This window comes from Geodermatophilus sp. FMUSA9-8, assembly GCF_037034165.1.
In the GTDB taxonomy this organism is placed as follows: Bacteria; Actinomycetota; Actinomycetes; order Mycobacteriales; family Geodermatophilaceae; genus Geodermatophilus; species Geodermatophilus nigrescens.
The window spans coordinates 160526-185410 of record NZ_JBAGKE010000009.1 but is presented as its reverse complement, the minus strand read 5'-3'; the positions used below and the strand labels follow the sequence as shown (position 1 = coordinate 185410).

Annotated in this window: 26 protein-coding genes and 3 tRNA genes; 9 read left to right on the top strand and 20 right to left on the bottom strand. The window is 75.5% G+C overall.

The window, feature by feature from the left end:
* Positions 1 to 51: 51 nt before the first annotated feature.
* Genes WA616_RS18555 through WA616_RS18545 form a run of 3 tightly spaced genes read right to left on the bottom strand, consistent with a single transcriptional unit; the run spans position 52 to position 2220 of the window.
* Positions 52 to 675 carry a cytidylate kinase-like family protein gene (locus WA616_RS18555; RefSeq protein ID WP_336032193.1) on the bottom strand — a complete coding sequence of 208 codons (624 nt, stop codon included), beginning with the start codon at positions 673 to 675 and terminating at the stop codon, positions 52 to 54.
* Positions 663 to 1202 (bottom strand): GNAT family N-acetyltransferase, encoded by a 540-nt coding sequence (locus tag WA616_RS18550; RefSeq protein WP_336032191.1) that lies wholly within the window; start codon positions 1200 to 1202, stop codon positions 663 to 665. Before WA616_RS18550 ends, WA616_RS18555 begins: the two co-directional genes overlap by 13 nt.
* Complete coding sequence (locus tag WA616_RS18545; protein WP_336032188.1) at positions 1186 to 2220, bottom strand: thiamine-phosphate kinase; 1035 nt, start codon at positions 2218 to 2220, stop codon at positions 1186 to 1188. The genes WA616_RS18550 and WA616_RS18545 overlap by 17 nt, the downstream gene beginning before the upstream one ends.
* Positions 2221 to 2312: 92 nt before the next feature.
* On the opposite strand from WA616_RS18545, the gene WA616_RS18540 reads away from it, so the two are divergent.
* Both WA616_RS18540 and WA616_RS18535 read left to right on the top strand, forming a co-directional pair.
* Complete coding sequence (locus tag WA616_RS18540; RefSeq protein WP_073421789.1) at positions 2313 to 2546, top strand: Lrp/AsnC ligand binding domain-containing protein; 234 nt, start codon at positions 2313 to 2315, stop codon at positions 2544 to 2546.
* A 97-nt stretch (positions 2547 to 2643) separates the two neighbouring features.
* Positions 2644 to 3147 (top strand): DUF3515 domain-containing protein, encoded by a 504-nt coding sequence (locus WA616_RS18535; RefSeq protein WP_336032185.1) that lies wholly within the window; start codon positions 2644 to 2646, stop codon positions 3145 to 3147.
* A 10-nt stretch (positions 3148 to 3157) separates the two neighbouring features.
* Here the strand turns inward: WA616_RS18535 and WA616_RS18530 are convergent, their stop codons facing one another.
* The gene (locus WA616_RS18530; RefSeq protein WP_336032183.1) at positions 3158 to 3805 is read right to left on the bottom strand and encodes a hypothetical protein; all 648 of its coding nucleotides are present in this window, start codon (positions 3803 to 3805) and stop codon (positions 3158 to 3160) included.
* Positions 3802 to 4938 carry a D-alanine--D-alanine ligase family protein gene (locus WA616_RS18525; protein WP_336032180.1) on the bottom strand — a complete coding sequence of 379 codons (1137 nt, stop codon included), beginning with the start codon at positions 4936 to 4938 and terminating at the stop codon, positions 3802 to 3804. Before WA616_RS18525 ends, WA616_RS18530 begins: the two co-directional genes overlap by 4 nt.
* A 107-nt stretch (positions 4939 to 5045) precedes the next feature.
* Here WA616_RS18525 and WA616_RS18520 point away from each other — a divergent pair, with 107 nt between their 5' ends.
* Positions 5046 to 5834 (top strand): CDP-alcohol phosphatidyltransferase family protein, encoded by a 789-nt coding sequence (locus WA616_RS18520; RefSeq protein WP_336032179.1) that lies wholly within the window; start codon positions 5046 to 5048, stop codon positions 5832 to 5834.
* Positions 5835 to 6059: 225 nt separating this feature from the next.
* Here the strand turns inward: WA616_RS18520 and WA616_RS18515 are convergent, their stop codons facing one another.
* Genes WA616_RS18515 through WA616_RS18505 form a run of 3 tightly spaced genes read right to left on the bottom strand, consistent with a single transcriptional unit; the run spans position 6060 to position 9021 of the window.
* A complete protein-coding gene (locus WA616_RS18515; RefSeq protein WP_336032177.1) occupies positions 6060 to 7208 on the bottom strand; it encodes a cystathionine gamma-lyase in 1149 nt (382 codons plus the stop codon).
* Complete coding sequence (locus tag WA616_RS18510) at positions 7205 to 8206, bottom strand: NAD(P)H-dependent glycerol-3-phosphate dehydrogenase (RefSeq protein ID WP_336032176.1); 1002 nt, start codon at positions 8204 to 8206, stop codon at positions 7205 to 7207. The genes WA616_RS18515 and WA616_RS18510 overlap by 4 nt, the downstream gene beginning before the upstream one ends.
* Entirely contained in the window at positions 8203 to 9021 is an 819-nt protein-coding gene (locus WA616_RS18505; protein ID WP_336032173.1) for a lysophospholipid acyltransferase family protein, read from the bottom strand. Before WA616_RS18505 ends, WA616_RS18510 begins: the two co-directional genes overlap by 4 nt.
* Before the next feature lie 122 nt (positions 9022 to 9143).
* On the opposite strand from WA616_RS18505, the gene cofC reads away from it, so the two are divergent.
* Genes cofC through WA616_RS18490 form a run of 3 tightly spaced genes read left to right on the top strand, consistent with a single transcriptional unit; the run spans position 9144 to position 12877 of the window.
* Positions 9144 to 9782, top strand: coding sequence for a 2-phospho-L-lactate guanylyltransferase (cofC, locus tag WA616_RS18500; RefSeq protein WP_442902012.1), 639 nt, complete (start codon positions 9144 to 9146; stop codon positions 9780 to 9782).
* A gap of 52 nt (positions 9783 to 9834) precedes the next feature.
* Complete coding sequence (locus WA616_RS18495; RefSeq protein ID WP_336032170.1) at positions 9835 to 11940, top strand: RNA degradosome polyphosphate kinase; 2106 nt, start codon at positions 9835 to 9837, stop codon at positions 11938 to 11940.
* Positions 11930 to 12877 carry an NUDIX hydrolase gene (locus WA616_RS18490; RefSeq protein ID WP_336032168.1) on the top strand — a complete coding sequence of 316 codons (948 nt, stop codon included), beginning with the start codon at positions 11930 to 11932 and terminating at the stop codon, positions 12875 to 12877. Before WA616_RS18495 ends, WA616_RS18490 begins: the two co-directional genes overlap by 11 nt.
* 22 nt (positions 12878 to 12899) lie before the next feature.
* On the opposite strand, the gene leuD is transcribed toward WA616_RS18490, so the two are convergent.
* Together leuD and leuC are read right to left on the bottom strand one after the other, a co-directional pair.
* Complete coding sequence (gene leuD, locus WA616_RS18485) at positions 12900 to 13508, bottom strand: 3-isopropylmalate dehydratase small subunit (RefSeq protein WP_336032167.1); 609 nt, start codon at positions 13506 to 13508, stop codon at positions 12900 to 12902.
* A 5-nt stretch (positions 13509 to 13513) separates the two neighbouring features.
* Positions 13514 to 14926: a 3-isopropylmalate dehydratase large subunit gene (gene leuC / locus WA616_RS18480; RefSeq protein WP_336032165.1), complete on the bottom strand. Its 1413-nt coding sequence runs from the start codon at positions 14924 to 14926 to the stop codon at positions 13514 to 13516.
* A 58-nt stretch (positions 14927 to 14984) separates the two neighbouring features.
* On the opposite strand from leuC, the gene WA616_RS18475 reads away from it, so the two are divergent.
* Positions 14985 to 15686 carry an IclR family transcriptional regulator gene (locus WA616_RS18475; protein ID WP_336032162.1) on the top strand — a complete coding sequence of 234 codons (702 nt, stop codon included), beginning with the start codon at positions 14985 to 14987 and terminating at the stop codon, positions 15684 to 15686.
* A 19-nt stretch (positions 15687 to 15705) separates the two neighbouring features.
* Here WA616_RS18475 and WA616_RS18470 read toward each other — a convergent pair whose 3' ends face one another.
* The 10 genes from WA616_RS18470 to WA616_RS18425 form a co-directional block, all read right to left on the bottom strand.
* A complete protein-coding gene (locus tag WA616_RS18470; protein WP_336032160.1) occupies positions 15706 to 16014 on the bottom strand; it encodes a hypothetical protein in 309 nt (102 codons plus the stop codon).
* Positions 16015 to 16027: 13 nt separating this feature from the next.
* Positions 16028 to 17710 carry a sodium:solute symporter family protein gene (locus tag WA616_RS18465; protein ID WP_336032158.1) on the bottom strand — a complete coding sequence of 561 codons (1683 nt, stop codon included), beginning with the start codon at positions 17708 to 17710 and terminating at the stop codon, positions 16028 to 16030.
* Between the two features lie 23 nt (positions 17711 to 17733).
* A complete protein-coding gene (gene galK, locus WA616_RS18460; protein ID WP_336032156.1) occupies positions 17734 to 18897 on the bottom strand; it encodes a galactokinase in 1164 nt (387 codons plus the stop codon).
* Positions 18894 to 19985 carry a galactose-1-phosphate uridylyltransferase gene (galT, locus tag WA616_RS18455; RefSeq protein WP_336032154.1) on the bottom strand — a complete coding sequence of 364 codons (1092 nt, stop codon included), beginning with the start codon at positions 19983 to 19985 and terminating at the stop codon, positions 18894 to 18896. The genes galK and galT overlap by 4 nt, the downstream gene beginning before the upstream one ends.
* 133 nt (positions 19986 to 20118) lie before the next feature.
* A tRNA-Glu gene (locus WA616_RS18450) sits at positions 20119 to 20191 on the bottom strand.
* Positions 20192 to 20289: 98 nt separating this feature from the next.
* Positions 20290 to 20362 (bottom strand) — tRNA-Glu (locus WA616_RS18445).
* A gap of 50 nt (positions 20363 to 20412) precedes the next feature.
* Positions 20413 to 20484, bottom strand: a tRNA-Gln gene (locus tag WA616_RS18440).
* 62 nt (positions 20485 to 20546) lie between these two features.
* A complete protein-coding gene (locus tag WA616_RS18435) occupies positions 20547 to 21794 on the bottom strand; it encodes a CPBP family intramembrane glutamic endopeptidase (RefSeq protein WP_336032152.1) in 1248 nt (415 codons plus the stop codon).
* Positions 21794 to 23266 carry a glutamate--tRNA ligase gene (gltX, locus tag WA616_RS18430; protein WP_336032149.1) on the bottom strand — a complete coding sequence of 491 codons (1473 nt, stop codon included), beginning with the start codon at positions 23264 to 23266 and terminating at the stop codon, positions 21794 to 21796. Before gltX ends, WA616_RS18435 begins: the two co-directional genes overlap by 1 nt.
* Positions 23263 to 24075, bottom strand: coding sequence for a fumarylacetoacetate hydrolase family protein (locus WA616_RS18425; RefSeq protein WP_336032147.1), 813 nt, complete (start codon positions 24073 to 24075; stop codon positions 23263 to 23265). Before WA616_RS18425 ends, gltX begins: the two co-directional genes overlap by 4 nt.
* 55 nt (positions 24076 to 24130) lie before the next feature.
* Between WA616_RS18425 and WA616_RS18420 the strand changes: the two genes are divergently transcribed.
* Positions 24131 to 24511, top strand: coding sequence for a VOC family protein (locus tag WA616_RS18420; protein ID WP_336032145.1), 381 nt, complete (start codon positions 24131 to 24133; stop codon positions 24509 to 24511).
* A 16-nt stretch (positions 24512 to 24527) separates the two neighbouring features.
* Positions 24528 to 24857, top strand: a complete 330-nt coding sequence (locus WA616_RS18415) for a putative quinol monooxygenase (RefSeq protein WP_336032144.1) — start codon at positions 24528 to 24530, stop codon at positions 24855 to 24857.
* Positions 24858 to 24885 lie beyond the last annotated feature (28 nt).

Sequence of the window (24885 nt, the reverse complement as noted above, 5' to 3'; positions counted from 1 at the left end):
CCGAGGACCCCGGAGGTCGCCGACCTCCGGGGTCCTTCGTCGTCCGTGCGCTCAGCCGATCCCCCGCGCCCGCGCCGCGGTGACCACCAGGTCGACGACGGTGTCCGGCGGCAGCGCCGTCCCGTCGACGACGAGGTGGTAGTGCCGGACGGCGGCCGGGTCGCAGCGGTAGAAGTGCCGCACGTAGGCCTCGCGGGTGGTGTCGTTGGCCCGCATCTCCTGCCGGGCCTCCTCCTCCGGCCGGCCGTAGCGCGCCACCACCGCCCGCAGCCGCGCCTCGGGCGGCCCGTCGAGCCGCACGTGCAGCGCGTCGGGCCGGTCCCGCAGCACCAGCGCCCCGGCGCGGCCGAGCACCACTCCCCCGGGCCCGTCGGCGATCTCGCGCAGCACCCGCTCGGTCTGCTCGCGGTAGGCGCGCTCGTCGGGCTCGCCGGTGAGCGGGACGACGCCGCCGATCGGGTCGGGCATCGCCCCGAGCGAGGCCACGAGGCGCCAGAGCCCGCGCACGACGCGCTCGTCGTTGGCCTCGGCGTCGTCCTGGGAGACGCCCAGGCGGCCGGCCACCTGGGCCGGGATCGCCCGGTCGTGGAAGGCGAGGCCCAGCCGGTCGGCCACCGCCGGCCCCACCTCCGGGCCGCCCGCGCCGTAGGACGCGGAGATCGTCACGACGCCCACGGCCGCTCCTCCCCGGGATCGGTCAGCTGCCGGCCGAGGAAGACCGCCCCGGCCTCCCCCGCGTAGATGCCGTACCCCGGCACGGGGCGGTATCCCATCGCGGCGTACAGCCCGAGCGCCTCGGGCTGCCGGTCGCCGGAGTTGAGCACCACCGAGCGGTACCCGGCGGCGCGGGCGGAGTCCTCCAGCGCGGTGACGACCAGCTGCGCCAGGCCCAGCCGGCGGAAGGCGGGCACCACGTACACCCGCTTGACCTCGGCCTCCGTGTCGCCGTGTCGCCGCCAGGCGCCGCAGCCGGCGGGCTCGCCGCCGACCTCCGCGACGAGGAAGAGCCCGGCCGGCGGCACGAACTCCGCCGGGTCGACGGCGGCCTCGTCGGGCCCGCCGTAGCGGTCGACGTACTCCTGCTGCACCCGGCCCACCAGGTCGCGCGCCAGCGGGTCGTCGTACGGCACCGCCCGCAGCTCCGCGGTCCGGCCGTCGCGCAGCCGCACGCTGCGCCCGGCGACCTCAGCCGAAGTGGACATGCCCGGTCCTCCCTGCGCCCACGGCCTGCGCGACGTCGGCCGCCGGCTCGCCGCTGACGAACACGCCGGCCGCGCCGTCGCGGACCCCTCCGATGACCGTCCAGCCCGCGGGCGGTGCCGCGCCGGGCGGGAAGGTGGCCAGGAGGGCATGGTCCTCCCCGCCGGTGAGCACCCAGGACAGCGGGTCGGCGCCGAGGGCGGCGGCCACCTGCTGCATCGGCCCGGGCGGCTCGAGCATCGTCCGCACCAGGGCCGCGCGGTCGACGTCGATCGCCACGCCGCTCGCGTCGGCCAGGTGCCCGGCGTCGGCGAGCAGGCCGTCGCTGACGTCGCACATCGCGCTGGCCCCGGCGTCGGCGGCGGCCGGGCCCGCGGCGTAGGGCGGCGCGGGCCGGCGGTGCGCCGCGACGGCCGCGATGGGGCTGCTGAACCCTCGGCGCAGGACGGCCAGCCCGCACGCCGACCAGCCCAGCCGCCCGGCGACGGCGAGCACGTCGCCCGGGCGGGCCCCCGAGCGCAGCACCGGCGCGCGGCCGCCCAGGTCGCCCAGCGCGGTCACCGACAGCACGATCGCGCCGCTGTCGGGCGCCGAGGCCACCGTGTCCCCGCCGACGACGGCCGCGCCGAGCGGCGCGCACTCGGCGGCCATGCCGGCGGCCACGCCCTCCAGCCACGACGTCGGGGTGTCCGCGGGGCAGGCCAGCCCGACCAGCAGCGCGGTGGCCACCCCGCCCATCGCGGCGACGTCGGCGAGGTTGGCCGCGGCGGCCTTGTGCCCGACGTCCTCGGCGGAGGACCAGTCGCGCCGGAAGTGGCGGCCCTCGACGAGCACGTCGGTGGTGGCGACCACCCGGCCGTCGGGCACCCGCAGCACGGCGGCGTCGTCGCCGGGGCCGACCTCGGCGGCCGCCGCGGAGCCCGCGCGGGCGACCACCCGGGCGATGACGCCGAACTCCCCCACCACCCGGACGGTGTCGGCCAGGTCACCGCGGCCGGTCAGCGGACGGGGCCGTGTCACCGGCGCCCCCCGGCCGCTGGGGTACGTTGCGAGCCGGTCAGCCTGCCGGTGGCAGGCAGCCACCCGCAGACTCGTCCGAGGAAGGTCGTCCCGTGGTCCACGCCTACATCCTGATCCAGACCGAGGTCGGCAAGGCCGCCCAGGTGGCGTCCACGATCAGCGAGATCGCCGGGGTGACCAAGGCCGAGGACGTCACCGGCCCGTACGACGTCATCGTGCGCGCCGAGGCCGAGAGCGTCGACGACCTCGGCCGGCTGGTCGTCGCGCGGGTGCAGTCGGTGGACGGGATCACCCGCACGCTGACCTGCCCCGTCGTCAACATCTGAGCCGCTGAGCGAGCACACCCCCGCCGGGGAGGACGCGCCCCGCGAGCCGGCGCCCGACCCGCTGCGCCGGCTGGCCCTGCTGGCCGCCGCCGTCGTCGTGCCGGTCCTGCTGGTGCTGCTGGTCGTCCGCCTGGCCGGCGGGGGCGACGACGACCCGCAGGCGGACGACGCCCCGGTGGCCGACCTCGGCCCCACGACCGGGCAGCAGCGCGAGGACCTGCCGGTGCTGCCGGTCGAGGTCCCGCCGGCCACGCCCGAGGCGGACGCGAACTGCCCGGCGCTCATGGGGGCGCTGCCGCTGGACCTGCTCGAGGAGCCGGGCCGGATGGTGCAGTCCGACACCCCCTACGCCGCCGCGTGGGGCGAGCCGCCGGTGGTGCTGGTCTGCGGCGTCGACGCACCCGAGGGCCTGGTGCCCGGCGAGGGGCTGTTCACCATCAACGGCGTCACCTGGTTCGTCGACCAGTCCGACCCCGACGCCACGGTGTGGACCGCCGTCGACCGCGTCGTGTACGTGCAGGTGACCCTGCCGCCCGACGTCGACAGCGCACCGGTGACCGCGCTGAGCCGGGTCGTCGCGGAGACGCTGCCGGCCCGCTGACCCGCCCGGCTCAGGCCGGCGGCAGCTCCTCGAGCTGGGCGGCCACCACCTCGCGGACCTCGGCGACGGCCTCCTCCTCGGTGCCCGCCACCGCGGTGACCGCGACGCTGAACGCCCCGTGACCGCACCAGGCGAAGGCGGCCGGGCCGGTGAGGCCCGTCGCGGGGTCGGCCTCCGGCACGGTGAGCAGGCTGCACCCGGCCGGCAGGCCGGGCGGGTCTCGGCGGAGCACGCCCTCGTACACCTCGGCGTCGTTGCCGGCGAGGTCCTCGGCGTAGGCGCCGGCGCCCGCGGGGTCGTCGAACTGGTCGAGGAAGACGCTGGTCAGCGGGCCGGTGGTGGAGCCCCAGAAGCGCTCCCAGCCGTGCCGGTAGCCGTAGTCGCGCAGCACGGCCCGCTCGCGCTCGGGGTCCTCGGCGTAGGTGGCGACGTCGTCGACGGTCTTGGCGCCGGCGGGCGGCTGCAGGTCGGCGTCGGGGATGCGCGGCAGGCCCGAGGGCACCTGGGCGAGCACCAGGTCGCCGAGCTCCTCGACGCTGCCCGGCGTCGGGACGGCCTCGGACCGCACGCCCTCCGCCTCGGAGGCCGTGCAGGCGGCCACCAGGGGGCCGGCCAGCAGCAGGCCGGCGGAGAGGGCGGCCCGGCGGCCGCGGGTCACCGAGGGGCCGGCCGGCCCGCCCGCGCCAGCGCGGAGGCGACCAGCCGGTCGACCAGCTCGGGGTAGGACACCCCACTGGCCGCCCACATCCGCGGGAACATCGAGATCGGGGTGAAGCCGGGCATGGTGTTGACCTCGTTGACCACCAGCCGGTCCTCGCCGTCCGGGCCGGTGCCGAGGAAGAAGTCGACGCGCGCCAGCCCCTCGCAGTCCATGGCGAGGTAGGCGCGGCGGGAGGCCTCCTGGACCGCGCGGGTCTGCTCGGGCGTGAGGTCGGCCGGCACGTCGAACTCGACGGCGTCCTCGAGGTACTTGGCGTCGAAGTCGTACCAGTCGGTGCCGGGCTTGAGCCGGATCTCGGCCGGCAGGCTCGCCTCGGGGGCGCCGCCGTCCCTGCCGGCGAGCACCCCGCACTCGACCTCCCGGCCCGGGACGGACGCCTCGACGACGACCTTCCCGTCGACGGCGGCCGCGGTGGCCACCGCCTCGGGGAACTGCGCCCAGTCGGTGACCCGGGTGATGCCGATGCTCGAGCCCGCCCGCGACGGCTTGACGAAGACCGGCAGGCCGAGGCGCTCGCGGTCGGCGGCGGAGAGCGCGTCGGGGTGCGCCCACAGCGCGCCGCCGGCGTCGCGGAGGACGACGTGGTCGCCCTGCGGCAGCCCGGCGGCGGCGAGGAGCTTCTTGGTGAACTCCTTGTCCATCGAGGCGGCGCTGGCGAACACGCCCGACCCGACGTAGGGCAGGCCGCTCATCTCCAGCAGGCCCTGGATGGTGCCGTCCTCGCCGTAGGCGCCGTGCAGGACCGGGAAGACGACGTCGACCTCGGTGAGCGCCGCGCCGATCCCCTGCGCCGGCTCCAGGACCGCGAGCCCGCGCCCGGCGGGGTCGCCGACCAGGGAGACCGCCGTCCCGCCGGTGACCTCGGGCAGCTGCCCGTCGGTGATCGCGAGCCGCTGCGCCGGGTCGGGCAGGAGCCAGCGGCCGTCGCGGGCGATGCCGACGGGCACCACCTCGTAGCGCTCCGGGTCGAGGGCGGCGATCACGCTCCCCGCCGAGACGCAGGAGATCGCGTGCTCCGCGCTGCGCCCCCCGAACACGACCGCGACCCGCACCCTGCCTGTCCCGCTCATCGCGGCCGACCCTAGTCGACGCCCGAGCGCGTCCCGCGTCTCCCGCGGGGCCGGGGCCCGCGCCGTGTGGGAACCTCGTCGGGATGCGGGAGAACGTGGCCCCTCCGGTGGACCCCCGACCTCCGGCGACGACGGCGCACCAGGGGCACGGGGACCGTCCGGCGCGTCCGCACTCCCGCGGGCTGCGGCTGGCCGGCGCGGCCGTGCACGCCTACACCGCGCTCGGCTCGGTGCTGGCGCTGCTGTTCGTCCTCGCCGCGCTCGAGGGCGAGGTGGAGGCCGCGCTCTGGGTGGGCCTGGCGGCGCTGTTCATCGACGGCACCGACGGGATGCTCGCCCGCCGCGCGCGGGTCAAGGAGACGATCCCCTGGTTCGACGGCGCCCTGCTCGACAACATCGTCGACTACCTGACCTACGTCTTCGCGCCGATCGTCCTGCTCTGGACGACCGGCGCCCTGCCGCACGGGCCGGGGGGCTGGGTGCTCGCCGCGCTGCCGCTGCTGGCGTCGAGCTACCAGTTCTGCCGGGTCGACGCGAAGACCGACGACCACACGTTCCTCGGCTTCCCGAGCTACTGGAACGTCGTGGCGTTCTACGCCGTGGTGCTCGACCTGTCGCAGGTGGCCGTCGCGATCACGCTCGTCGTCTGCTCGGTGCTGGTGTTCGTGCCGGTGCGCTACCTGTACCCGTCGCGGACCGAGGCGCTGTGGCAGCTGAGCATGCTGCTGACGGCGGTGTGGTTCGTCTGCTACGCGGTGCTCGTCGTGCAGCTGCCCGACCCGAACCCGTTCGTCGTCGTGCTGTCGTTCGCCTACGTCGTCTACTACCTGGCGTTCAGCGGGTGGCTCACCGCCCGCGCCGCCCACCGCCGCCGCCGGGCCGCCCGCGCCGCCTGACGTCCCGCACGGAGGCCCGGGCGGTGATGCGCACCTGGGGTACGGCCGGGCGCCAGGACGCGCCGCGACCGCACGTCACCGGCGCGAGCGTGTGCGCTGACGCCGCATCCGTCGCCCGTGGATGCGGCGTGGGCGCACACCGTCGTCGCGTGTTGCGACAGCGCGCGCGGTGTGGGGCGCATCCGGACGCCGGAACGCACCGCGCCCGCACATCACCGGCCCGGCTCAGGCAGCGGACGCGGCGTCGAGCCCCGCGGTGAGGTCGGCGACGACGTCGCCGGTGTCCTCGATGCCGCAGGAGAACCGCAGGAAGCCCCCGGGGACGGCGTCGCCGCCCCACTGGGCGCGGCGGTCGACGGTGCTGTGCACCCCGCCGAAGCTCGTCGCCGCGGCCCACAGCCGGGTGGCGGCGAGGAACCGGGAGACCGCCGCCTCGTCGGCGAGCTCGGCGGACACGACGCCGTTGGGCCGCAGCATCTGCCGGGCCGCCAGCGCGTACGAGGGGTCCTCGGCCCGCCACGGCCAGCGCGTGCCGGTGACGGCGGGGTGCGCGGCGAGCGTCTCCGCCACCGCCGCCGCGGTCTCCCCCTGCCGGGCCAGCCGCAGGTCCAGGGTGCTCATCGAGCGGTGCCCGAGCCAGGCGTCGAACGCGCCCGGGGTGGCGCCGGTGTGGTCGCGCCAGCCCTTGAGCCGGTCGTACACCTCGTCGGAGGAGGTGCTCACGTGGCCGAGCAGCAGGTCGCTGTGGCCGGTGAGCGCCTTGGTGTCGGCGGCCATCGTCACGTCGGCGCCCAGCGCCAGTGGCCGCTGGCCGAGCGGGGTCGCGGTGGTGTTGTCGACGGCGAGCAGCGCGCCGGCGGCCCGGGTGGCCCGGGCGACGGCGGCGACGTCGCAGACGTCGAGCGCCGGGTTGCTCGGCGTCTCCAGGACCACCAGCCGGGCGCCGTCGAGGCCGCCGCGCGCGGCGACGTCGGCGATCCCGAGGGTGGGCACGTACTCGACGCGGATGCCCAGCCGCTCCAGCTCGTCGCGGGCCAGCAGCCGGGTCGTGTAGTAGCCGTCGCTGGGCAGGACCAGCCGGTCGCCGGCCGACACGAGCCCCAGGACGACGGCGGAGATCGCGGCCATGCCGGTGGCGAAGGACAGGCAGCGGCCGCCGTCCAGCTCGCCCACTGCGTCCTCGAAGGCCCGGAAGGTCGGGTGCTCGGTGCGGGCGTAGGCGTCGCGGCCTCCGGCGCGGGGCGGCAGGTCGCCCAGGTGGTACGGCGCGGCGAACACCGGCGAGGGGCGCAGCGGCGTGCCGGGCTCGGGCGGCCCGTCGCCGGCGTGCACCGACCGGGTGCCGTCCCCCCATCCGCCAGGCAGTCCGCTCACTCCGGCTTCGCCTCGCGACTCATGATCTCCTTGACCATCTGCGCCGCCGGGACGCCCTCGTGGCAGACCCGCACGACCGCCTCCGTCAGCGGCATCTCCACCCCGTGCGCGCGGGCGAGGTCGAGCACCGGCCGGCAGCTCTTCACGCCCTCGGCCGTCTGCCGGGTGGTGGCCTGCACCTCCTCCAGCGACAGGCCGCGGCCGAGCTTCTCGCCGAACGTGCGGTTGCGCGACAGCGGCGAGCTGCAGGTGGCCACCAGGTCGCCCAGGCCGGCCAGGCCGGCGAACGTCGTCAGCTCCGCGCCGAGCGCGAGCCCCAGCCGGGCGGTCTCGGCCAGCCCGCGGGTGATCAGCGAGGCCCGGGTGTTGTCGCCGAAGCCCATCCCCTCGGTGATGCCGCAGGCCAGCGCGATGACGTTCTTCACCGCGCCGCCGAGCTCGCAGCCGACGAGGTCGCGGTTGGTGTAGGGCCGGAAGTAGGGCGTGTGGCAGGCCGCCTGCAGCGCGGTCGCGCGGTCGTCGTCGGGGCAGGCGATGACCGTGGCCGCCGGCTGCTCCTCGGCGATCTCGCGCGCCAGGTTCGGCCCCGACAGCGCCGCCACCCGCTCGGGGCCCGCGCCGGTGACCTCGCCGATCACCTCGCTCATCCGCTTGGTGCTGCCGAGCTCGATGCCCTTCATCAGCGACAGCAGCGTGGCGTCGGGCGGCAGCAGCGGCGTCCACTCGCCGAGGTTGGCCCGCAGCGACTGCGACGGGACGGCCAGCACGACGACGTCGGCGCCGTCGAGGGCGACCCCGGCGTCGGTCGTGGCGGTGAGCGCGCCGGGCAGCCGCACGCCGGGCAGGTAGTCGGGGTTCTCCCCGGTCTCGGTGATCGCCGCGGCCAGCTCGGGCCGGCGGGCGTGCAGGGTCACCGCGCACCCGGCGTCGGCGAGCACCTTGGCGAACGTCGTCCCCCAGGACCCGGCCCCGAGGACGGCGGCGCGCGTGCCGCTCACGCGGCGCTCCCCGGCAGGTCGCCGGGCAGCGCACGCCGCGGCCGGGCGGCGAAACCGGGCGGCGCCGTCTCGCCGCGGACGTCGGCCAGGAGATCGCGCACCCGGCCCATGATGGTGTCGGTGACCTCGCGCAGCAGGTCGGGCGTCAGCGGGCGCCCGGCGCGGACCTCCTCGCGCAGCGCGGTGAGGTCGACCGGCTCGCCGACCAGGTAGTCGGTGGGCGTCCGCAGCCGCAGGTGCAGCTTCTTGCTGTGGTAGTCGTGCACCCGCTGCGGGCCCCACTGCGCCACCGGGAGCACGACGGCGTCGGTGGTCAGGGCCAGCCGGGCGACGCCGGTGCGGGCCTGCATCGGCCACCAGTCGTCGTCGCGGGTGACCGACCCCTCGGGGTAGATGACGACGACGTTGCCGGCCTCGAGGTCGGCGGCCGCGGCGGCCAGCGCACCCCGGGCCTCCGACGACCCGCGGGCCACCGGGATCTGCCCGGCGTCGCGCAGGATCGTGCCGGCCAGGCCCTTGAACACCGCCTCCTTGGCCAGGAAGTGCGGCACGCGCCCGTTGTCGTAGACCAGCCGCGCGCAGGCCAGCGGGTCGAGCACGGAGACGTGGTTGGCCACGAGCAGCACCGGCCCGGTGCGCGGCAGGCGGTCCCCGTGCCGGTACCGCAGCCGGAACAGCAGCGAGGCCACCGGGTAGATGACGACGACGGCCAGGCGCAGCGACCACGGCAGCCGCCCGCGCTCGTGCAGGGCGCGGGGCCGTGTCTGTCCCGGGACCGCGGGGGTCCCCGGGGTCGGGTCCTCGGTCACCGGCATCCCTCCGCTGGTCGTGACGACCGGCCCATGATCGACCCTCGCCGGGGCCGGTGGTCGCACCGGGGTCCCCTCGCGGCGACGCGCCCCGGGGCCCGGCGCCCGCGTGTGCTCACATGGGTGGTGTGCGGTGGTCCCTGGTCGTCCCGGCGAAGCGGCTCGGCGCGGCCAAGACCCGCCTGGCGCCGCTGACCGGCGGCGGCCGCGGCGACCGCCCCGACCTGCACGCGGACCTGGTGCTGGCGCTGCTGGCCGACACCGTCGCCGCCGCGCGCGCCTGCCCCGCGGTGGCCGCCGTCGTGGTGGTCACCGACGACGAGCGGGCCGCGGCCACCGTGCGCGCCCTCGGCGCCCGCACCGTGGCCGACGAGCCCGACCGCGGGCTGAACCCGGCGCTGGCGCACGGCGCCCGGGCGACCGGGGCGGCGGCGGTGGCCGCGCTGTCGTCGGACCTGCCGGCGCTGCGGCCGGCCGAGCTCGCCGCCGCGCTCGACGCCGCAGCGGCGGTCCCCCGCGGGTTCGTCGCCGACGCCGCGGGCACCGGCACCACGCTGCTCACCGCCTCGGGCGTGCCGCTGGACCCGCACTTCGGCAGCGGGTCGGCCGCCGCCCACACCGCCGCGGGCGCGCGGGCGCTCACCGGCGACTGGCCGGGGCTGCGCCGCGACGTCGACACCCCCGCCGACCTGCGCGAGGCCACCGGCCTCGGGCTCGGGCCGGCCACCGCGGCGCTGCTGCCCCGGCTGCCGCGGCCGGCGGCCTGAGGCCCCCGGGCGCGGTCCCTCGCCGTTCACCTGCGTGGGGCACGATGACCGGGTGGCTGCCGAGACGACACCCGTGGCGACCGGGCCGGAGACCCCCGTCCCCGCCGACGGGTCGACCGCCCTGCCCGCCGACCGCTTCCTCAACCGGGAGCTGTCCTGGCTGGACTTCAACGCGCGGGTGCTCGAGCTGGCCGAGGACGAGTCGATGCCGCTGCTCGAGCGGGTCAAGTTCCTGGCGATCTTCGCGGGCAACCTCGACGAGTTCTACATGGTCCGCATCGCCGGGCTGAAGCGCCGGCTGAGCACCGGGCTGACGGTCCGCTCCCCCGACGGCCTCACCATCCGCGAGCAGCTGGCCCGGGTCACCGCCCGCACCCAGGAGCTGGTGCACCGGCACGCCGTCGTCTTCGAGCAGGACGTGACGCCGCGGCTGGAGGCCGAGGGCATCCGGATCGTGCACTGGCGGGACCTGGCCGAGTCCGAGACCCGGCGGCTGCGCGAGTACTTCCGCGACCAGGTGTTCCCGGTGCTGACGCCGCTGGCGGTCGACCCGGCGCACCCGTTCCCCTACATCAGCGGCCTGTCGCTCAACCTCGCCGTCTCGGTGCGCGACCCCGAGACCGGCGCGCCCCGCTTCGCCCGGCTCAAGGTGCCCAACAACGTGCCGCGCTTCGTGCCGGTCGGGCCGGACGACGAGGCGACGTTCCTGCCGCTCGAGGACCTCATCGCCGCCCACCTGGCGCTGCTGTTCCCCGGCCTGGAGGTGATCGACCACCACCTGTTCCGGGTCACCCGCAACGCCGACCTCGAGGTGGAGGAGGACCGCGACGAGGACCTGCTGCAGGCCCTCGAGCGCGAGCTGGCCCGCCGCCGCTTCGGCCCCGCCGTCCGGCTGGAGGTCACCGAGACGATGGACCCGCAGATCCTGTCGGTCCTCGTGTCCGAGCTCGAGGTGAACCCCGAGGACGTCGTCACCGTGCCGGGGCTGCTCGACCTCGCCTCGCTGTGGGCGCTCTACGGCCTCGACCGGCCGGAGCTCAAGGACGAGCCGTTCGTGCCGGCCACCCACCCGCGGCTGTCGGAGGGCGAGACGCCGAAGAGCGTCTTCGCGACGCTGCGCGAGGGCGACGTGCTGGTCCACCACCCGTACCACTCGTTCGCCACGAGCGTGCAGCGCTTCATCGAGCAGGCCGCCGCCGATCCGCACGTGCTGGCGATCAAGCAGACGCTGTACCGCACGTCGGGCGACTCCCCGATCGTCACCGCGCTCATCGAGGCGGCCGAGGCGGGCAAGCAGGTCGTCGTCCTCGTGGAGGTGAAGGCGCGCTTCGACGAGGAGGCCAACATCACCTGGGCCCGGTCGCTGGAGCGCGCCGGCTGCCACGTCGTCTACGGCCTGGTGGGGCTCAAGACGCACTGCAAGACGGCGCTGGTGGTGCGCCGGGAGAACGGCGTCATCCGACGCTACGTGCACATCGGGACGGGCAACTACAACCCGAAGACGGCGCGCCAGTACGAGGACCTCGGCATCCTGACCGCCGACCCGCGGGTGGGCGCCGACCTCACCGACCTGTTCAACGTGCTGACCGGCTACTCGCGGCAGACGTCCTACCGGCAGCTCATGGTGGCGCCGCAGGGCATCCGCGCCGGGCTGCTGGAGAAGATCCGCCGCGAGGCACGGCACGCCGCGGAGGGGCGGCCGTCGGGCATCCGGATCAAGGTGAACTCGCTGGTCGACGAGCGGCTCATCGACGCGCTGTACGAGGCGTCGCGGGCCGGGGTGCCGGTGGAGCTGTTCATCCGCGGGATCTGCGCGCTGCGCCCCGGCGTGCCCGGGCTGTCGGAGAACGTCCGCGCCCGCTCGATCGTGGGCCGCTTCCTCGAGCACTCGCGTGTGATGGCCTTCGTCAACGGCGGCGACGAGGAGTGGTGGATCGGCAGCTCCGACCTCATGCACCGCAACCTCGACCGGCGGGTGGAGGTGCTGCTGCGGGTCTGCGACGACACCGCGCAGCGGCAGCTGCAGGGCATGTTCGACGCCGCGATGGCGCCGGGCGTGCGCTGCTGGGAGCTCGGCCCCGACGGCGCGTGGGTCCGCGGCGGCGAGCGCGACTACCAGGCCGGCCTGATGCGGGCGGTGACCGAGCATGCCGGCTGAGCGCACCCGCGCGGTGATCGCGGCGGCCGGCGGCGTGGTCTGGCGCCCGGCCGGCGGCGGCACCGGGGTCGGCACCGGGGGTGCCATCGAGACCGTCGTCGTCCACCGGCCGCGCTACGACGACTGGTCGCTGCCCAAGGGCAAGCTCGACGCGGGCGAGAACGCGCTGACCGCCGCCGTCCGGGAGGTCTGCGAGGAGACGGGGCTGCAGGTGGTGGCCGGGCGGCGCAGCGTGCGCACGCACTACGAGGTCGCCGCCGGCCCCAAGCACGTCGACTACTGGCTCATGCGGGCCGTCGGCGGGGGGTTCACGCCCAACGACGAGGTCGACGAGCTGCGCTGGCTGCCGGTCGACGACGCCTCCCGGCTGGTCACCCACGCGCACGACCGCGCCGTGCTGGCCGACCTCGCGCGCGAGGACGTCCCGCGGGCGCCGTCGCTGCTGCTGGTGCGCCACGCCAAGGCCGGCAGCCGCCGCGACTGGGACGGCCCCGACGAGGAGCGGCCGCTGGAGAGCCAGGGCCGGCGGCAGGCCGCGCAGCTCGCCGCGGTGCTGCCGCTGTTCGCGCCGCGGGAGCTGCACACCGCCGACCGGGTGCGCTGCCGGCAGACGCTGGAGCCGCTCGCCGCCGCCACCGGGCTGGAGCTGCACACGCTGCACGCCCTCGGGGAGGAGGAGTACGCCGCCGACCCGCGCGCCGGGCTCGACGCCGTCGAGGCGATGCTCGCGCCGTCGCCGGAGCCCGGGGTGCGGGTGGTGTGCAGCCAGGGCGGGGCGATCCCGTCGGTGCTCGCGAGTCTCGGGGTGCGCTTCGAGGGCACCCGCCTGCACCCGCCCGCGGCCAAGGGCAGCGTGTGGGCGCTCGGCGGGCGGCCGGGCGCGCTGCTCGCCGACTACTACCGCGAGTTCGACCCGGACGCCGACGCCCCCCGCTGAGGGGGCGCCGGCGCCGGGGACGTCACCCGGCGGGGAGCGCCGGGAGCGCCTTCGGCAGCCACGCGGGGCGGCGGTCCTCGAAGGCCTCGATGTCGCCGAGGTGCCGCTCGGTGAGCCCGACGTCGTCGAGGCCCTCGAGCAGCCGCCAGCGGGTGTACTCGTCGACCTCGAACGGCACGGTGGTGTCGCCGTAGGAGACCGTCCGCGCCTTCAGGTCGACCGTCACCGGGGTGGCCGGGTCGGCCTCGACGGCCTGCCACAGCGCCTCGACGTCGGCCTGCGGCAGGACGACGGTGAGCAGCCCCGACTTGGTCGAGTTGTTCTTGAAGATGTCGGCGAAGCGCGAGCTGATGACCACGCGGAACCCGCCGTCGAGCAGCGCCCAGCAGGCGTGCTCGCGGGATGAGCCGGTGCCGAAGTCCGGGCCGGCGACCAGGACGGTCGCGTCGGCGTACTGCGGTTGGTTGAGCACGAAGTCGGGCTCGTTGGTGCGCCAGGCGACGAACAGGCCGTCCTCGAAGCCGGTGCGGGTGATCCGCTTGAGGTACTCGGCCGGGATGATCTGGTCGGTGTCGACGGCGCTGCGCCGCAGCGGGGCCGCCGTGCCGGTGTGCGTGGTGAAGGGCTGCATCGGACTCAGACTCCAGCCATCTCGAGGTCGGCGGGGGCGGTCAGCCGCCCGGTGAGCGCGGTCGCGGCGGCGACGGACGGCGACACCAGGTGGGTGCGCCCGCCCTTGCCCTGCCGGCCCTGGAAGTTGCGGTTGCTGGTCGACGCCGACCGCTCCCCCGGCTTGAGCTGGTCGGGGTTCATGCCGAGGCACATGGAGCACCCGGCGCCCCGCCACTCGGCGCCGGCCTCGGTGAACACCCGGTCCAGGCCCTCGGCCTCGGCCTGCTGCTTGACGCCGATGGACCCGGGGACGACGAGCATCCGGGTGTTCGCGTCGATCCGCCTGCCGCGCAGCAGCTCGGCGGCGGTGCGCAGGTCCTCGATGCGGCCGTTGGTGCAGGAGCCGAGGAAGACGGTGTCCACCTCGATCTCGCGCAGCGGCGTGCCGGGGGTCAGGCCCATGTAGGCCAGCGCCTGCTCGGCGGCGCGCCGCTCGTTGTCGTCGGCGAGGTCGGCCGGGTCGGGCACCCGCCCGGTGATCGGCAGGCCCTGGCCGGGGTTGGTGCCCCAGGTGACGAACGGCGCGAGCTCGGCGGCGTCGAGGACGACCTCGGTGTCGAAGGCGGCGCCCTCGTCGGTGTGCAGCGTCCGCCAGTACTCGACGGCGGCGTCCCAGTCGGCGCCCTGCGGGGCGTGCGGGCGGCCCTGCAGGTAGGCGAAGGTCGTCTCGTCGGGGGCGATCATCCCGGCGCGGGCGCCGGCCTCGATCGACATGTTGCAGATCGTCATGCGGGCCTCCATCGACAGGGCCCGGATGGCGCTGCCGCGGTACTCGATGACGTGCCCGGCGGCGCCGTTGGTGCCGATCCGCGCGATGACGGCGAGGATCACGTCCTTCGCCGAGACGCCCTCGGGCAGCTCGCCCTCGACGGTGACCGCCATCTGCTTCGGCCGGTACTGCGGCAGCGTCTGGGTGGCCAACACGTGCTCGACCTCGCTGGTGCCGATGCCGAAGGCCAGCGCGCCGAAGGCGCCGTGGGTGGAGGTGTGGCTGTCGCCGCAGACGATCGTCAGGCCGGGCTGGGTGAGCCCGAGCTGCGGGCCGATGACGTGCACGATGCCCTGGTCGCGGTCGCCCATCGGGGCCAGCCGGATGCCGAACTCGGCGGCGTTGCGGCGCAGCGCCTCGACCTGCGCCCGGCTCACCGGGTCGGCGATCGGGGCGAGGACGTCGAGCGTCGGGACGTTGTGGTCCTCGGTGGCCATGGTGAGGTCGGGCCGGCGCACCGGGCGGCCGGCCGCGCGCAGGCCGTCGAACGCCTGGGGGCTGGTGACCTCGTGCACGAGGTGCAGGTCGATGTAGAGCAGGTCCGGCTCGCCCGCGGTGCTGCGCACCACGTGGGCGTCGTAGACCTTCTCCGCCAGGGTCTTCGGCACGTTCCCTCCAGGTCCCACCGAGCGCACATCCCATTGCGTGGGATGAGAGTATCGCTGTGTGGGACAGCCTAACCCCGTTGCCGTGCTGGACAAAGCAGTGGCCATCCTCCGCGCTGTGGCGCACGAGCCGGCCACCCTCGCCGACCTCGTGGAGCGCGCCGCGCTCCCCCGCGCCACCGCGCACCGGCTGGCCGTCGCCCTCGAGGGCCACCGCCTGCTGCGCCGCACGCCGGCGGGCGCGTGGGCGCCCGGCCCGGCGCTGGCCGAGCTCAGCCACGGCAGCGTCGACCTCGCCCAGGTGGCCGGCCGGCACCTCATCGCCCTGCGCGACGCGAGCGGCGAGAGCGCGCAGTTCTACGTCCGCGAGGGCGGCTCGCGGGTGTGCGTCGCCGCCGCCGAGCGCACCTCGGGGCTGCGCGACACCGTCCCGGTGGGCGCCCGGCTGCCCATGACGGCGGGCTCGGCGGCGCACGCGCTGCTGGCGTTCGCGCCCGCCGAGGAGGTCACCCCGCTGCTGCCCAGCGCGAGCTTCACCGCGCGCACGTTGCTCGACGTCCGCCGGCGCGGGTGGGCGCACAGCGTGGCCGAGCGCGAGGCCGGCGTCGCCTCGCTGTCCGCACCGGTGCGCGACCCCGCGGGCGCCGTCCTGGGCGCGGTCTCGATCTCCGGCCCGGTCGAGCGGCTCGGCCGCCGGCCGAGCCCCGAGGTGGTCGGCGCGGTGCTGGAGACGGCCGCCGCCATCGGCCGCGCCGCGAGCTGACCGGCGGGCCGGACCCCGGCTAGTGCGCCGCGGTCCGGCCGCTGCCGTCGTCCTCGGGGTCCTGCCGGCCGGCCGGCTCCTCGACGACGACCGGCCGCAGCCGCGACCACAGCAGGAAGACCAGGGCGAACACCAGCATCGCGATGCCGGCCCAGAGGTTGGCGTTGGTGCCGCCGGTCTTCTCCTGCTCGGCCGGGGTGTTGCCGAACAGCCCCATCAGGACGAGCACGACGCCGTAGAACCCGATCAGCGCCGCGATGACGTTGCGGACGTCGAACGCGCCCGCCGAGTGCTTCGACCCGCCGGCGCGGGTGGTGCTGCTGCTCATGACCGCACTCCTGTCAGCGGAAGATCACGTTGAGGGCGATGACCATGACCAGCGCGATGCCGGCCAGCTTGGTCGGCGACTGGTACCAGGGCAGCCGGTGGGCGTCGGGGTCGGTGCGCTGCTCCTTGGGCGTCTCGGAGTAGACGAGCCCGGCGAGCTGGGCGACCGGCTTGGGCGCGGTGACCATGCTGACCGCGACGCTCACGACGATGTCGACGACGAACGCCGCGCTCGCCGCGACGAAGCTCGCGCCCTGGCCGCCCAGCGGCAGCACGCCCAGCGACGCCGCCCCGAAGGCGTCCTCGCTGAGGAACGCCACCGCGACCGCGGCCAGCGTGCCCGACACCAGGCCCGTCCAGCCCGCGGTCGGCGTCATCCGCTTCCAGAACATGCCGAGGATGAACGTGGCGAACAGCGGGGCGTTGAAGAACCCGAACAGCGTCTGCAGGTAGTCCATCAGGTTGCTGTAGCCCGAGGCGATGATCGCCGTCCCGATCGCCACCACGGTGGCGCCGACGGTCGCCCAGCGGCCCACCGCCAGGTAGTAGGAGTCGGGCCGGTCCTTCTTCACGTACTGCTGCCACAGGTCGTAGCTGAAGACGGTGTTGAAGGCGGAGATGTTGGCCGCCATGCCGGCCATGAACGCCGCCAGCAGGCCGGCGAGCGCGACGCCGAGCAGGCCGTTGGGCAGGGTGTCGCGGATCAGCAGGAGCAGCGCGTTGTTGTAGTCGAAGTCGGGGTCGGCGCTGGCCCGCGCGGCGGCGACGTCGTCGACCAGGACCGTCGCGATGATGCCCGGGATCACCACGATGAACGGGATGAACATCTTCGGGAAGGCGCCGATGATCGGCGTGCTGCGCGCGGCGGACATCGACTTGGTCGCCATGGCGCGCTGGACCTCGACGAAGTTCGTCGTCCAGTAGCCGAAGGACAGCACGAAGCCCAGGCCGAAGACGATGCCGATGACCGACAGCACCGGGCTGCCGATGCCCGACAGCTCGGTGGCCGGCCAGGAGGTGAGCTCCTCGCCGCGGCCGGCGCCGCGGACCTCGTCGATGAGCCCGCCGACGCCGCCGACGCGGTGCAGGCCGATGAGGGTCAGCGGCAGCAGCGCCGCGACGATCACGAAGAACTGCAGGACCTCGTTGTAGATCGCGGCCGACAGCCCGCCGAGGGTGATGTAGCTGAGCACCACGGCCGCGGCCACGATCAGCGACACCCACAGCGGCCAGCCCAGCAGCGCGTTGACGATGGTGGCCAGCAGGAACAGGTTGATGCCGGCGATGAGGATCTGGGCGACGGCGAAGCTCAGCGCGTTGACCAGGTGGGCGCCGGTGCCGAACCGGCGGCGCATGAACTCGGGGACGCTGCGGACCTTCGACCCGTAGTAGAAGGGCATCATCACCACGCCGAGGAACAGCATGGCCGGGACCGCGCCGATCCAGAAGTAGTGCATGGTGCTCATGCCGTACTGGGCGCCGTTGGCCGACATGCCGACGATCTCGACGGCGCCCAGGTTGGCGGAGATGAACGCCAGGCCGGTCACCCACGCGGGCAGCGACCGGCCGGACAGGAAGAAGTCCAGGCTGTCGGAGACCCGCCGCCGCGCGGCGAGTCCGATCAGCAGCACGACGGCGAAGTAGGCGGCCACCAGCAGGTAGTCGACGAACCCGGCGTCCAGTCTCAGATCGCCCACTCAGGCCTCCACTCGGTTGTGCGTCACTGCAGCCGCCGGGCGCCCGCTGCGGGGACCACGACGTAGGAACGGGGGGCGCCGGCGCGCTCGGCGACGGCGGCGGACACGGCCTCGACGGCGCCGGCGTCGACCAGGGCGACGGCGCTGCCGCCGAAGCCGCCGCCGACCATCCGGGCGCCGTACGCGCCGGCGGCCAGCGCGGCCTCGACGACGGCGTCGAGCTCGGGCACCGACACCTCGAAGTCGTCGCGCAGCGAGGCGTGCCCGGCGGTGAGCACCGGGCCGGTCCCGCGCGGGTCGGCGCCGGCGCGCAGCAGGTCGACCACCTCGGCCACGCGGGCGTCCTCGGTGACCACGTGCCAGGCCCGGCGCAGCAGCACCGCGCCCTCGTCGGTGCCGTCGTCGAGGGCGGCCAGCGCGTCGGTGCCGGGCAGGTCGCACAGGTAGTCGACGCCGAGCCGGCGGGCGGCCTCCTCGCACTGCCGCCGGCGCTCGCCGTAGCCGCTCTCGGCGTGGCTGTGCGTGGTGCCCGAGTCGACGACGAGCAGCGCCAGCCCGGCGGCCTCGAGGTCGAGGGGCACCTGGTCCCAGGAGCGGTCGCGGGTGTCGAGGTGCAGCGCGTGCCCGGCGGTGCACAGCACCGAGGCGGACTGGTCGAGGATGCCGGTGGGGGCGCCGACGAAGTCGTTCTCGGCCCGCCGGGCGACGTCGACCAGGTCGTCGGGACCCCAGCCGAGGCCGAGCAGGTCGCGCACGGCGAGCGCCACGGCGCACTCCAGCGCCGCCGACGACGACAGCCCCGCGCCGGCCGGCACGTCGCCGTCGACCAGCAGCGACAGCCCGCCGGCGGCCGCTGCGCGCACCTGCTCCACGACGCCGGCCGGGTAGCCGGCCCAGCCGCCGGGGGTGCCGGGCGCGAGGTCGGCGACCGCGACGTCGGCGTCCTCGCCGGGGTGCTGCGCGGAGACGAGGACCAGCCGGCCGTCGTCGCGGCGGGCGGCCGCGGCGCGGACGGTGTGCGGCAGGGCGACCGGGAGCACCGAGCCGCCGTTGTAGTCGGTGTGCTCGCCGATCACGTTCACCCGGCCGGGCGCGGCCCACACGCCCTCGGGGGCGGCGCCGAAGCGGGCGGCGAAGGCCTCCGCCGCGCCGGCCGCGGCCTCCTCGTCGGGGAGCACCCCGCTCACGGGACGACCACCGCCCGCAGCTGCTCGGCGACGTCCTCGGGGTTGGTGTCGGTGATGAACGCGCCCATGCCCGACTCCGAGCCCGCCAGGTACTTGAGCTTGCCGGGGGCGCGGCGCAGCGAGAACAGCTGCAGGTGCAGCCACCAGTCCTCGCGGCCCTCCCGCACCGGCGCCTGGTTCCAGGAGGCGATGTAGGGCATCGGGGTGTCGAAGCGGTGCGCGAACCGGCCGAGGACGTCGAGGTAGAGCGCGGCCAGGTCGTCGCGCTGGGCGTCGTCGAGGGCCGGCAGGTCGGGCACCCGGCGGGTGGGGAACAGCTGCACCTCGTAGGGCCAGCGCGCGGCGGCGGGCACGAACGCGACCCAGGAGTCGTTGGCGGCCACCACGCGCGGGCCGGTGCGCTCGGCCTCGACGACCTCGGCGAACAGGTCGCCGCCGGTGGTCTCGCGGTGCCGGCGCACCGAGGCGAGCACCCGCTCCACGCGCGGGGTCACGAACGGGTAGGCGTAGATCTGCCCGTGGGGGTGCGAGAGCGTCACCCCGATCTCCTCGCCGGAGTTCTCGAAGCAGAACACCTGCGCGACGCCGTCGATCGCCGACAGCTCCGCCGTCCGCTCGGCCCAGACGTCGACCACCAGCCGGGCGCGGTCGCGGCCGAGGCCGGCGAAGTGCTGGTCGTGGTCGCTGGTGAACAGCACGACCTCGCAGCGCCCGAAGCCGGGGCGCAGCTCGGCGAACGGGGCGCCGGGGGCGGTGGGCGGCACGTCGGTGTCGACCCCGGTGGCCAGCGACGGGAAGCGGTTCTCGAAGACGACGACCTGGTAGTCGCCGTCGGGCACCTCGCTGGGCCGGCCGGGCCGCGAGGGGCACAGCGGGCACTGGTCGGCGGGCGGCAGGAAGGTGCGCGTCTGCCGGTGCGCCGCGACGACGACCCACTCGCCGAGCAGCGCGTCGTAGCGCAGCTGCGACCGGGTGCTGACCGGCGGGAGGTCCCGGGTGTCCTCGGCGTCGTGGGCGGCGGTGCTGCCGTCGGCGTCGAAGTAGAGGATCTCCCGGCCGTCCGCCAGCCGGCGAGTCGTCCGGTTCACCGTTGCCGCGCCTCCGTTCCCGGCCCGAGGAGGGGCCCCGGGAACGCTACGTCCGCTGGCGATCATGGGCCACTCGGGGGGCCCGGGAACGCAGCAGGGCCCCCGGCCGGGAGCCGGGGGCCCTGCTGTGGTGTAGCCCCGAAGGGATTCGAACCCTCGCTACCGCCGTGAGAGGGCGGCGTCCTGGGCCGCTAGACGACGGGGCCGGACGAGCACGATTCTGCCACACCACGGCGGCCGCCCCGTGGCAGGGGCCCGGGAACGGCGAGAGCCCCCGGTCCGGGGACCGGGGGCTCTCGGTGCGTAGCCCCGAAGGGATTCGAACCCTCGCTACCGCCGTGAGAGGGCGGCGTCCTGGGCCGCTAGACGACGGGGCCGTGCAGTGGTGCGGGTCGTGCGGTGGTGCTGAGGAGGTGGTGCTTCCTCGCTGGGGTACCAGGACTCGAACCTAGACTAACGGAGCCAGAATCCGTCGGGCTGCCAATTACCCCATACCCCAAGGTCTTGGCCGGCACCTCGCGGCGCCGGGGAGAACGATACCCGACGTCCCCGCGGGACGTGTCACCACCCCCCGGCCCGCGGGTCGCCCGAGGGGACGCGCAGGTCGAGGGCGGGGGTGAGCACCTCCGGGCGGAGCCGCCGGCGCGAGGTCGCCACCAGCGCCACGTAGGCGCCCATGGCCACCAGCGAGACCGCCAGCGACAGCAGCCCGATGCCGGCGGGGAGCTCCTGGGTGGCCACGCCGTCGCCGAGCGAGCCGGCCAGCAGGAAGACCAGCACGTTGTTGACCGCGTGCAGCACGATCGCCGCCTCCAGCCCGCCGGTGAGCCACACGACCGCCGAGGCGGCCAGGCCGAAGGCGAACCGGTCGAGGAAGGTGGCGACGTCGCCGGGCGCGTGCGCCAGCGAGAACAGCGCCGCGGTGAGCACCGCCGCCGTCAGCGCCCCCGCCCGCGGGTCGCGGACCCACCCGGCGACCGCCTGGCTCAGGTACCCGCGGAACACGTACTCCTCGGCCGCCGACTGCAGCGGCGTGGTGAGCACCACGACGAGCAGCAGCCAGAGCAGGTCGTCGACCGGCCCGGTGGCCTCGGCGTCGCCGAACGCGAAGCCGAGCACCACCGACAGGGCGATGCCGACGCCGAGGGTCGCCAGCGCGCGCAGCGTGTACGGGGCGAACAGCCGCCAGCGCAGCCGCGCCAGCACCGACGACGACCAGCCCGGGCGCATCCCGTGCGCGACGGCCCACAGCAGCCAGACGATCGGGATCGCGACGATCAGCGAGAGGTTGGTCACGAGCAGGACGCCGGGGTCGACCAGGTCGAGCAGCGCCAGGTCGGGCTCGATGCCGGTGAGCAGCACGAGCAGGACGACGACGAACGCGGCCACCGAGTAGGCGACGACGAACAGCAGCAGGCCCAGCAGCGGCCGCCACCACGCCCAGTCCCGCGAGCGCATGGCCCGCAGGAAGGGCACCGGCTCGTCGTGCGGCGGGGTGCCCGGCGGCGGCGCCAACCGCAGCCCCGGCGGCAGCGGCCCCGGCCCGGACGCGCCGGGCGGGTACGCGCCGTGCGGCACCGGCACCGGCACCGGCAGCGGCCCCGGGCCGGCCGGCCCGTGCGGGCCCGGCGGCAGGGGCACCGGGCCGAGCGGCCACGGCACCGGGCCGGCGGGCGCGCCGGCCCAGTGCGGGGCGTCCGCGCCGAGGAGCCCGGGCACCCGCGGCGGCGCCGCGTAGGGCCCGGTGGGCGGCGGGCCGGTGTACGGCTCGTCGGCGGCCCAGGGCGCCGGGCCCTCCGGGGCGGTCATCAGCGCGCGGTGTGCTCGCGGGCGGCCTCGAGGCGGCGCACCGTCCGCTCCCGGCCGAGCAGCTCGATGGACTCGTAGAGCGGCGGGGACACCGTGCGGCCGCTGACCGCGACCCGCACCGGCCCGAACGCCTGGCGCGGCTTGCGGCCCAGCCCCTCCACGAGGGCGTCCTTGAGCGCCTGCTCGATCGCCGGCGTGCTCCACTCGGGCAGGTCGCGCAGCGCGGTGGCCGCGGCGGCGAGCACCTCGCCGTCCTCGGGGCGCAGGTTCTTCGCCGCGGCGGCGGGGTCGACCTCGACGTCCTCGGTGAACAGGAAGCCGAGCAGCCCGACGACGTCGGACAGCACCACCGTGCGCTCCTGGGCCATCGGCGCGATGGCCCGCAGCACCCGCTCCTGCTCGGCCGTCGGCGGGTCGGCGACCAGCCCGGCGCCGGCGAGGACAGGCAGTACGGCGGCGACGTAGTCGTCGGCGGGCAGCGCCCGCACGTGCTGGGCGTTGATCGCCTCGGCCTTCTTGACGTCGAAGCGGGCGGGGTTGGCGCTCACCCGCGTGACGTCGAAGGCCGCGGCCATCTCGGCCATGGAGAACACGTCGCGGTCCTCGGCGATGGACCAGCCCAGCAGCGCCAGGTAGTTGGCGAAGCCCTCGGGCAGGAAGCCGCGCTCGCGGTAGACGTCGACGTTGGACGTGGGGTCGCGCTTGGACAGCTTCTTGTTGCCCTCGCCGGTGACGTAGGGCAGGTGGCCGAAGCGCGGGGTGCCGGCGGCGACCCCGACGTCCTGCAGCGCGGCGTAGAGCGCGAGCTGGCGGGGCGTGGAGGGCAGCAGGTCCTCGCCGCGGAGCACGTCGGTGATGCCCATCAGGGCGTCGTCGACGGGGTTGACGAACGGGTACAGCGGCGCGCCGTTGGCCCGGACGACGACGAAGTCGGGCACCGAGCCCGCGGCGAACCGCACCTCGCCGCGGACGAGGTCGGTCCAGGCGAGGTCCTCGTCGGGCATCCGCAGCCGCAGCACCGGCTCGCGGCCCTCGGCGCGGAGGGCGGCCTTCTGCGCGTCGGTGAGGAACCGGTCGGCGTTGTCGTAGCCGAGCTTGGGGTCCTGCCCCGCGGCCAGGCGCCGCGCCTCGACCTCCTCGTTGGTGGAGAAGGACTCGTAGAGGTGCCCGGCCTCGAGCAGCGTCGCGGCGACCTCGCGGTAGACCTCCGAGCGCTCGGACTGCCGGTAGGGGCCGTGCGGGCCGCCGACCTCGGGGCCCTCGTCCCAGTCCAGGCCGAGCCAGCGCAGGCTGTCGAGCAGGTGCCGGTAGGACTCCTCGGAGTCGCGGGCGGCGTCGGTGTCCTCGATGCGGAAGACGAACGTGCCGCCGGTGTGCCGCGCGTGCGCCCAGTTGAACAGCGCGGTGCGCAGCAGGCCGACGTGCACCATGCCCGTCGGCGAGGGGCAGAAGCGGGTGCGGACGTCCGTCATCGCGCGCCGCCCGCCGTGGAGGCGGTGTCGGCGCCGCTGACGCCGTTGGTCAGCGAGCCCAGGCCCTCGATCGCGCACTCGACGCGCTGACCGGGCCGGATCGGGCCGACGCCCGCCGGGGTGCCGGTGAGCACGACGTCGCCGGGCAGCAGCGTCATGACCTGCGAGATGTAGGAGACCAGCGTGGGGACGTCGAACAGCAGCTGGCTGGTGCGCCCGGCCTGGCGCTGCTCGCCGTCGACGGTGCAGGTGATCTCCAGGTCGGCCGGGTCCTTGCCCAGGCCGCGCAGGTCGGTCTCGATCCACGGGCCGAGCGGGCAGAACGAGTCGAAGCCCTTGGCGCGGGTCCACTGCCCGTCGGCCTTCTGCATGTCCCGCTCGGTGACGTCGTTGCCGATCGTGTAGCCGAAGACGCTGCCCGGGACCTGCTCCGGGGTGAGGTTGCGGGCGCCGCGGGCGCCGATGACGACGGCGAGCTCGACCTCGTGGTGCACGTTGGTGCTGCCGGCCGGGATGCGGATGGCGTCGCCGGGGCCGATCACCGACGTCGAGGGCTTGAGGAACAGCAGCGGGCGCTCGGGGGCGTCGCCGGTGTTCATCTCCTTCACGTGGTCGGCGTAGTTCTTGCCGACGCAGACGACCTTGCTCGGCAGGATCGGCGAGAGCAGCCGGACGTCGGCCTGGGCGAAGCGCTGGCCGGTGAAGGAGATCGTGCCGAACGGGTGGCCCTCGATCTGGGCGACCTGGCCGTCGCCGTCGAGGACTCCGAAGGACATGCCCGAGGGCGAGGCGAAGCGGACGATGCGCACGGGGTCGAGGCTACTGACCCCGCGCGCGCCCGCCGCCCGCCCTACGGTGACCGGTGTGGCCTGCCGCCTGAGCGAGATCGTCGTCGACAGCCGGGACCCCGAGGCGCTCGCCGCCTGGTGGGCGCAGGTGCTCGGCTACCGGGTGCTCGGGCGCGACGAGGACGGCGCCGTGGAGATCGGCCCGGAGGCCGGCTTCGGCGGCCCGGCGCCCACGCTGGTCTTCACCCCGGTGGAGCACTGGGAGCCCGCCAAGCCGCGGCTGCACCTCGACGTCAACGCCACCGACCGCGACCAGGACGCCGAGCTGCAGCGGCTGCTCGACCTCGGCGCCACGCGCGCCGACGTCGGCCAGACCGGCGAGGAGTCCTGGCACGTGCTCGCCGACCCGGAGGGCAACCCGTTCTGCCTGCTGCGCCGCCGTCTCGACCCGCTGTGACACCGAGGAGAGTCCCGTGATCCTGATCGTCATCAAGTTCCCCGTCCGGCCGGACCGGATCGACGAGTTCCGCGCCAAGGCCGACGAGTACGCCGCGGCGGTGAACGCCGAGGAGGGCAGCCTGTTCTTCGAGTGGTCGCGCAGCGTGCTCGACCCGAACACCTTCGTCTGCATCGAGGGCTTCCGGGACTCCGACGCCGGCGCCTCGCACGTGGCCACCCCGCACGCGAAGGCCGCCTTCGACTGGATGTCGGACCTGGTGGCCGAGCAGCCGCAGATCATCTACGTCGACGAGCCGTCGGTGCCCGGCTTCGGCCCCATGGGCGAGGTCCAGCCGAGGAGCTGACCCGCCGACGGGCGACAGCGTGCGCGGA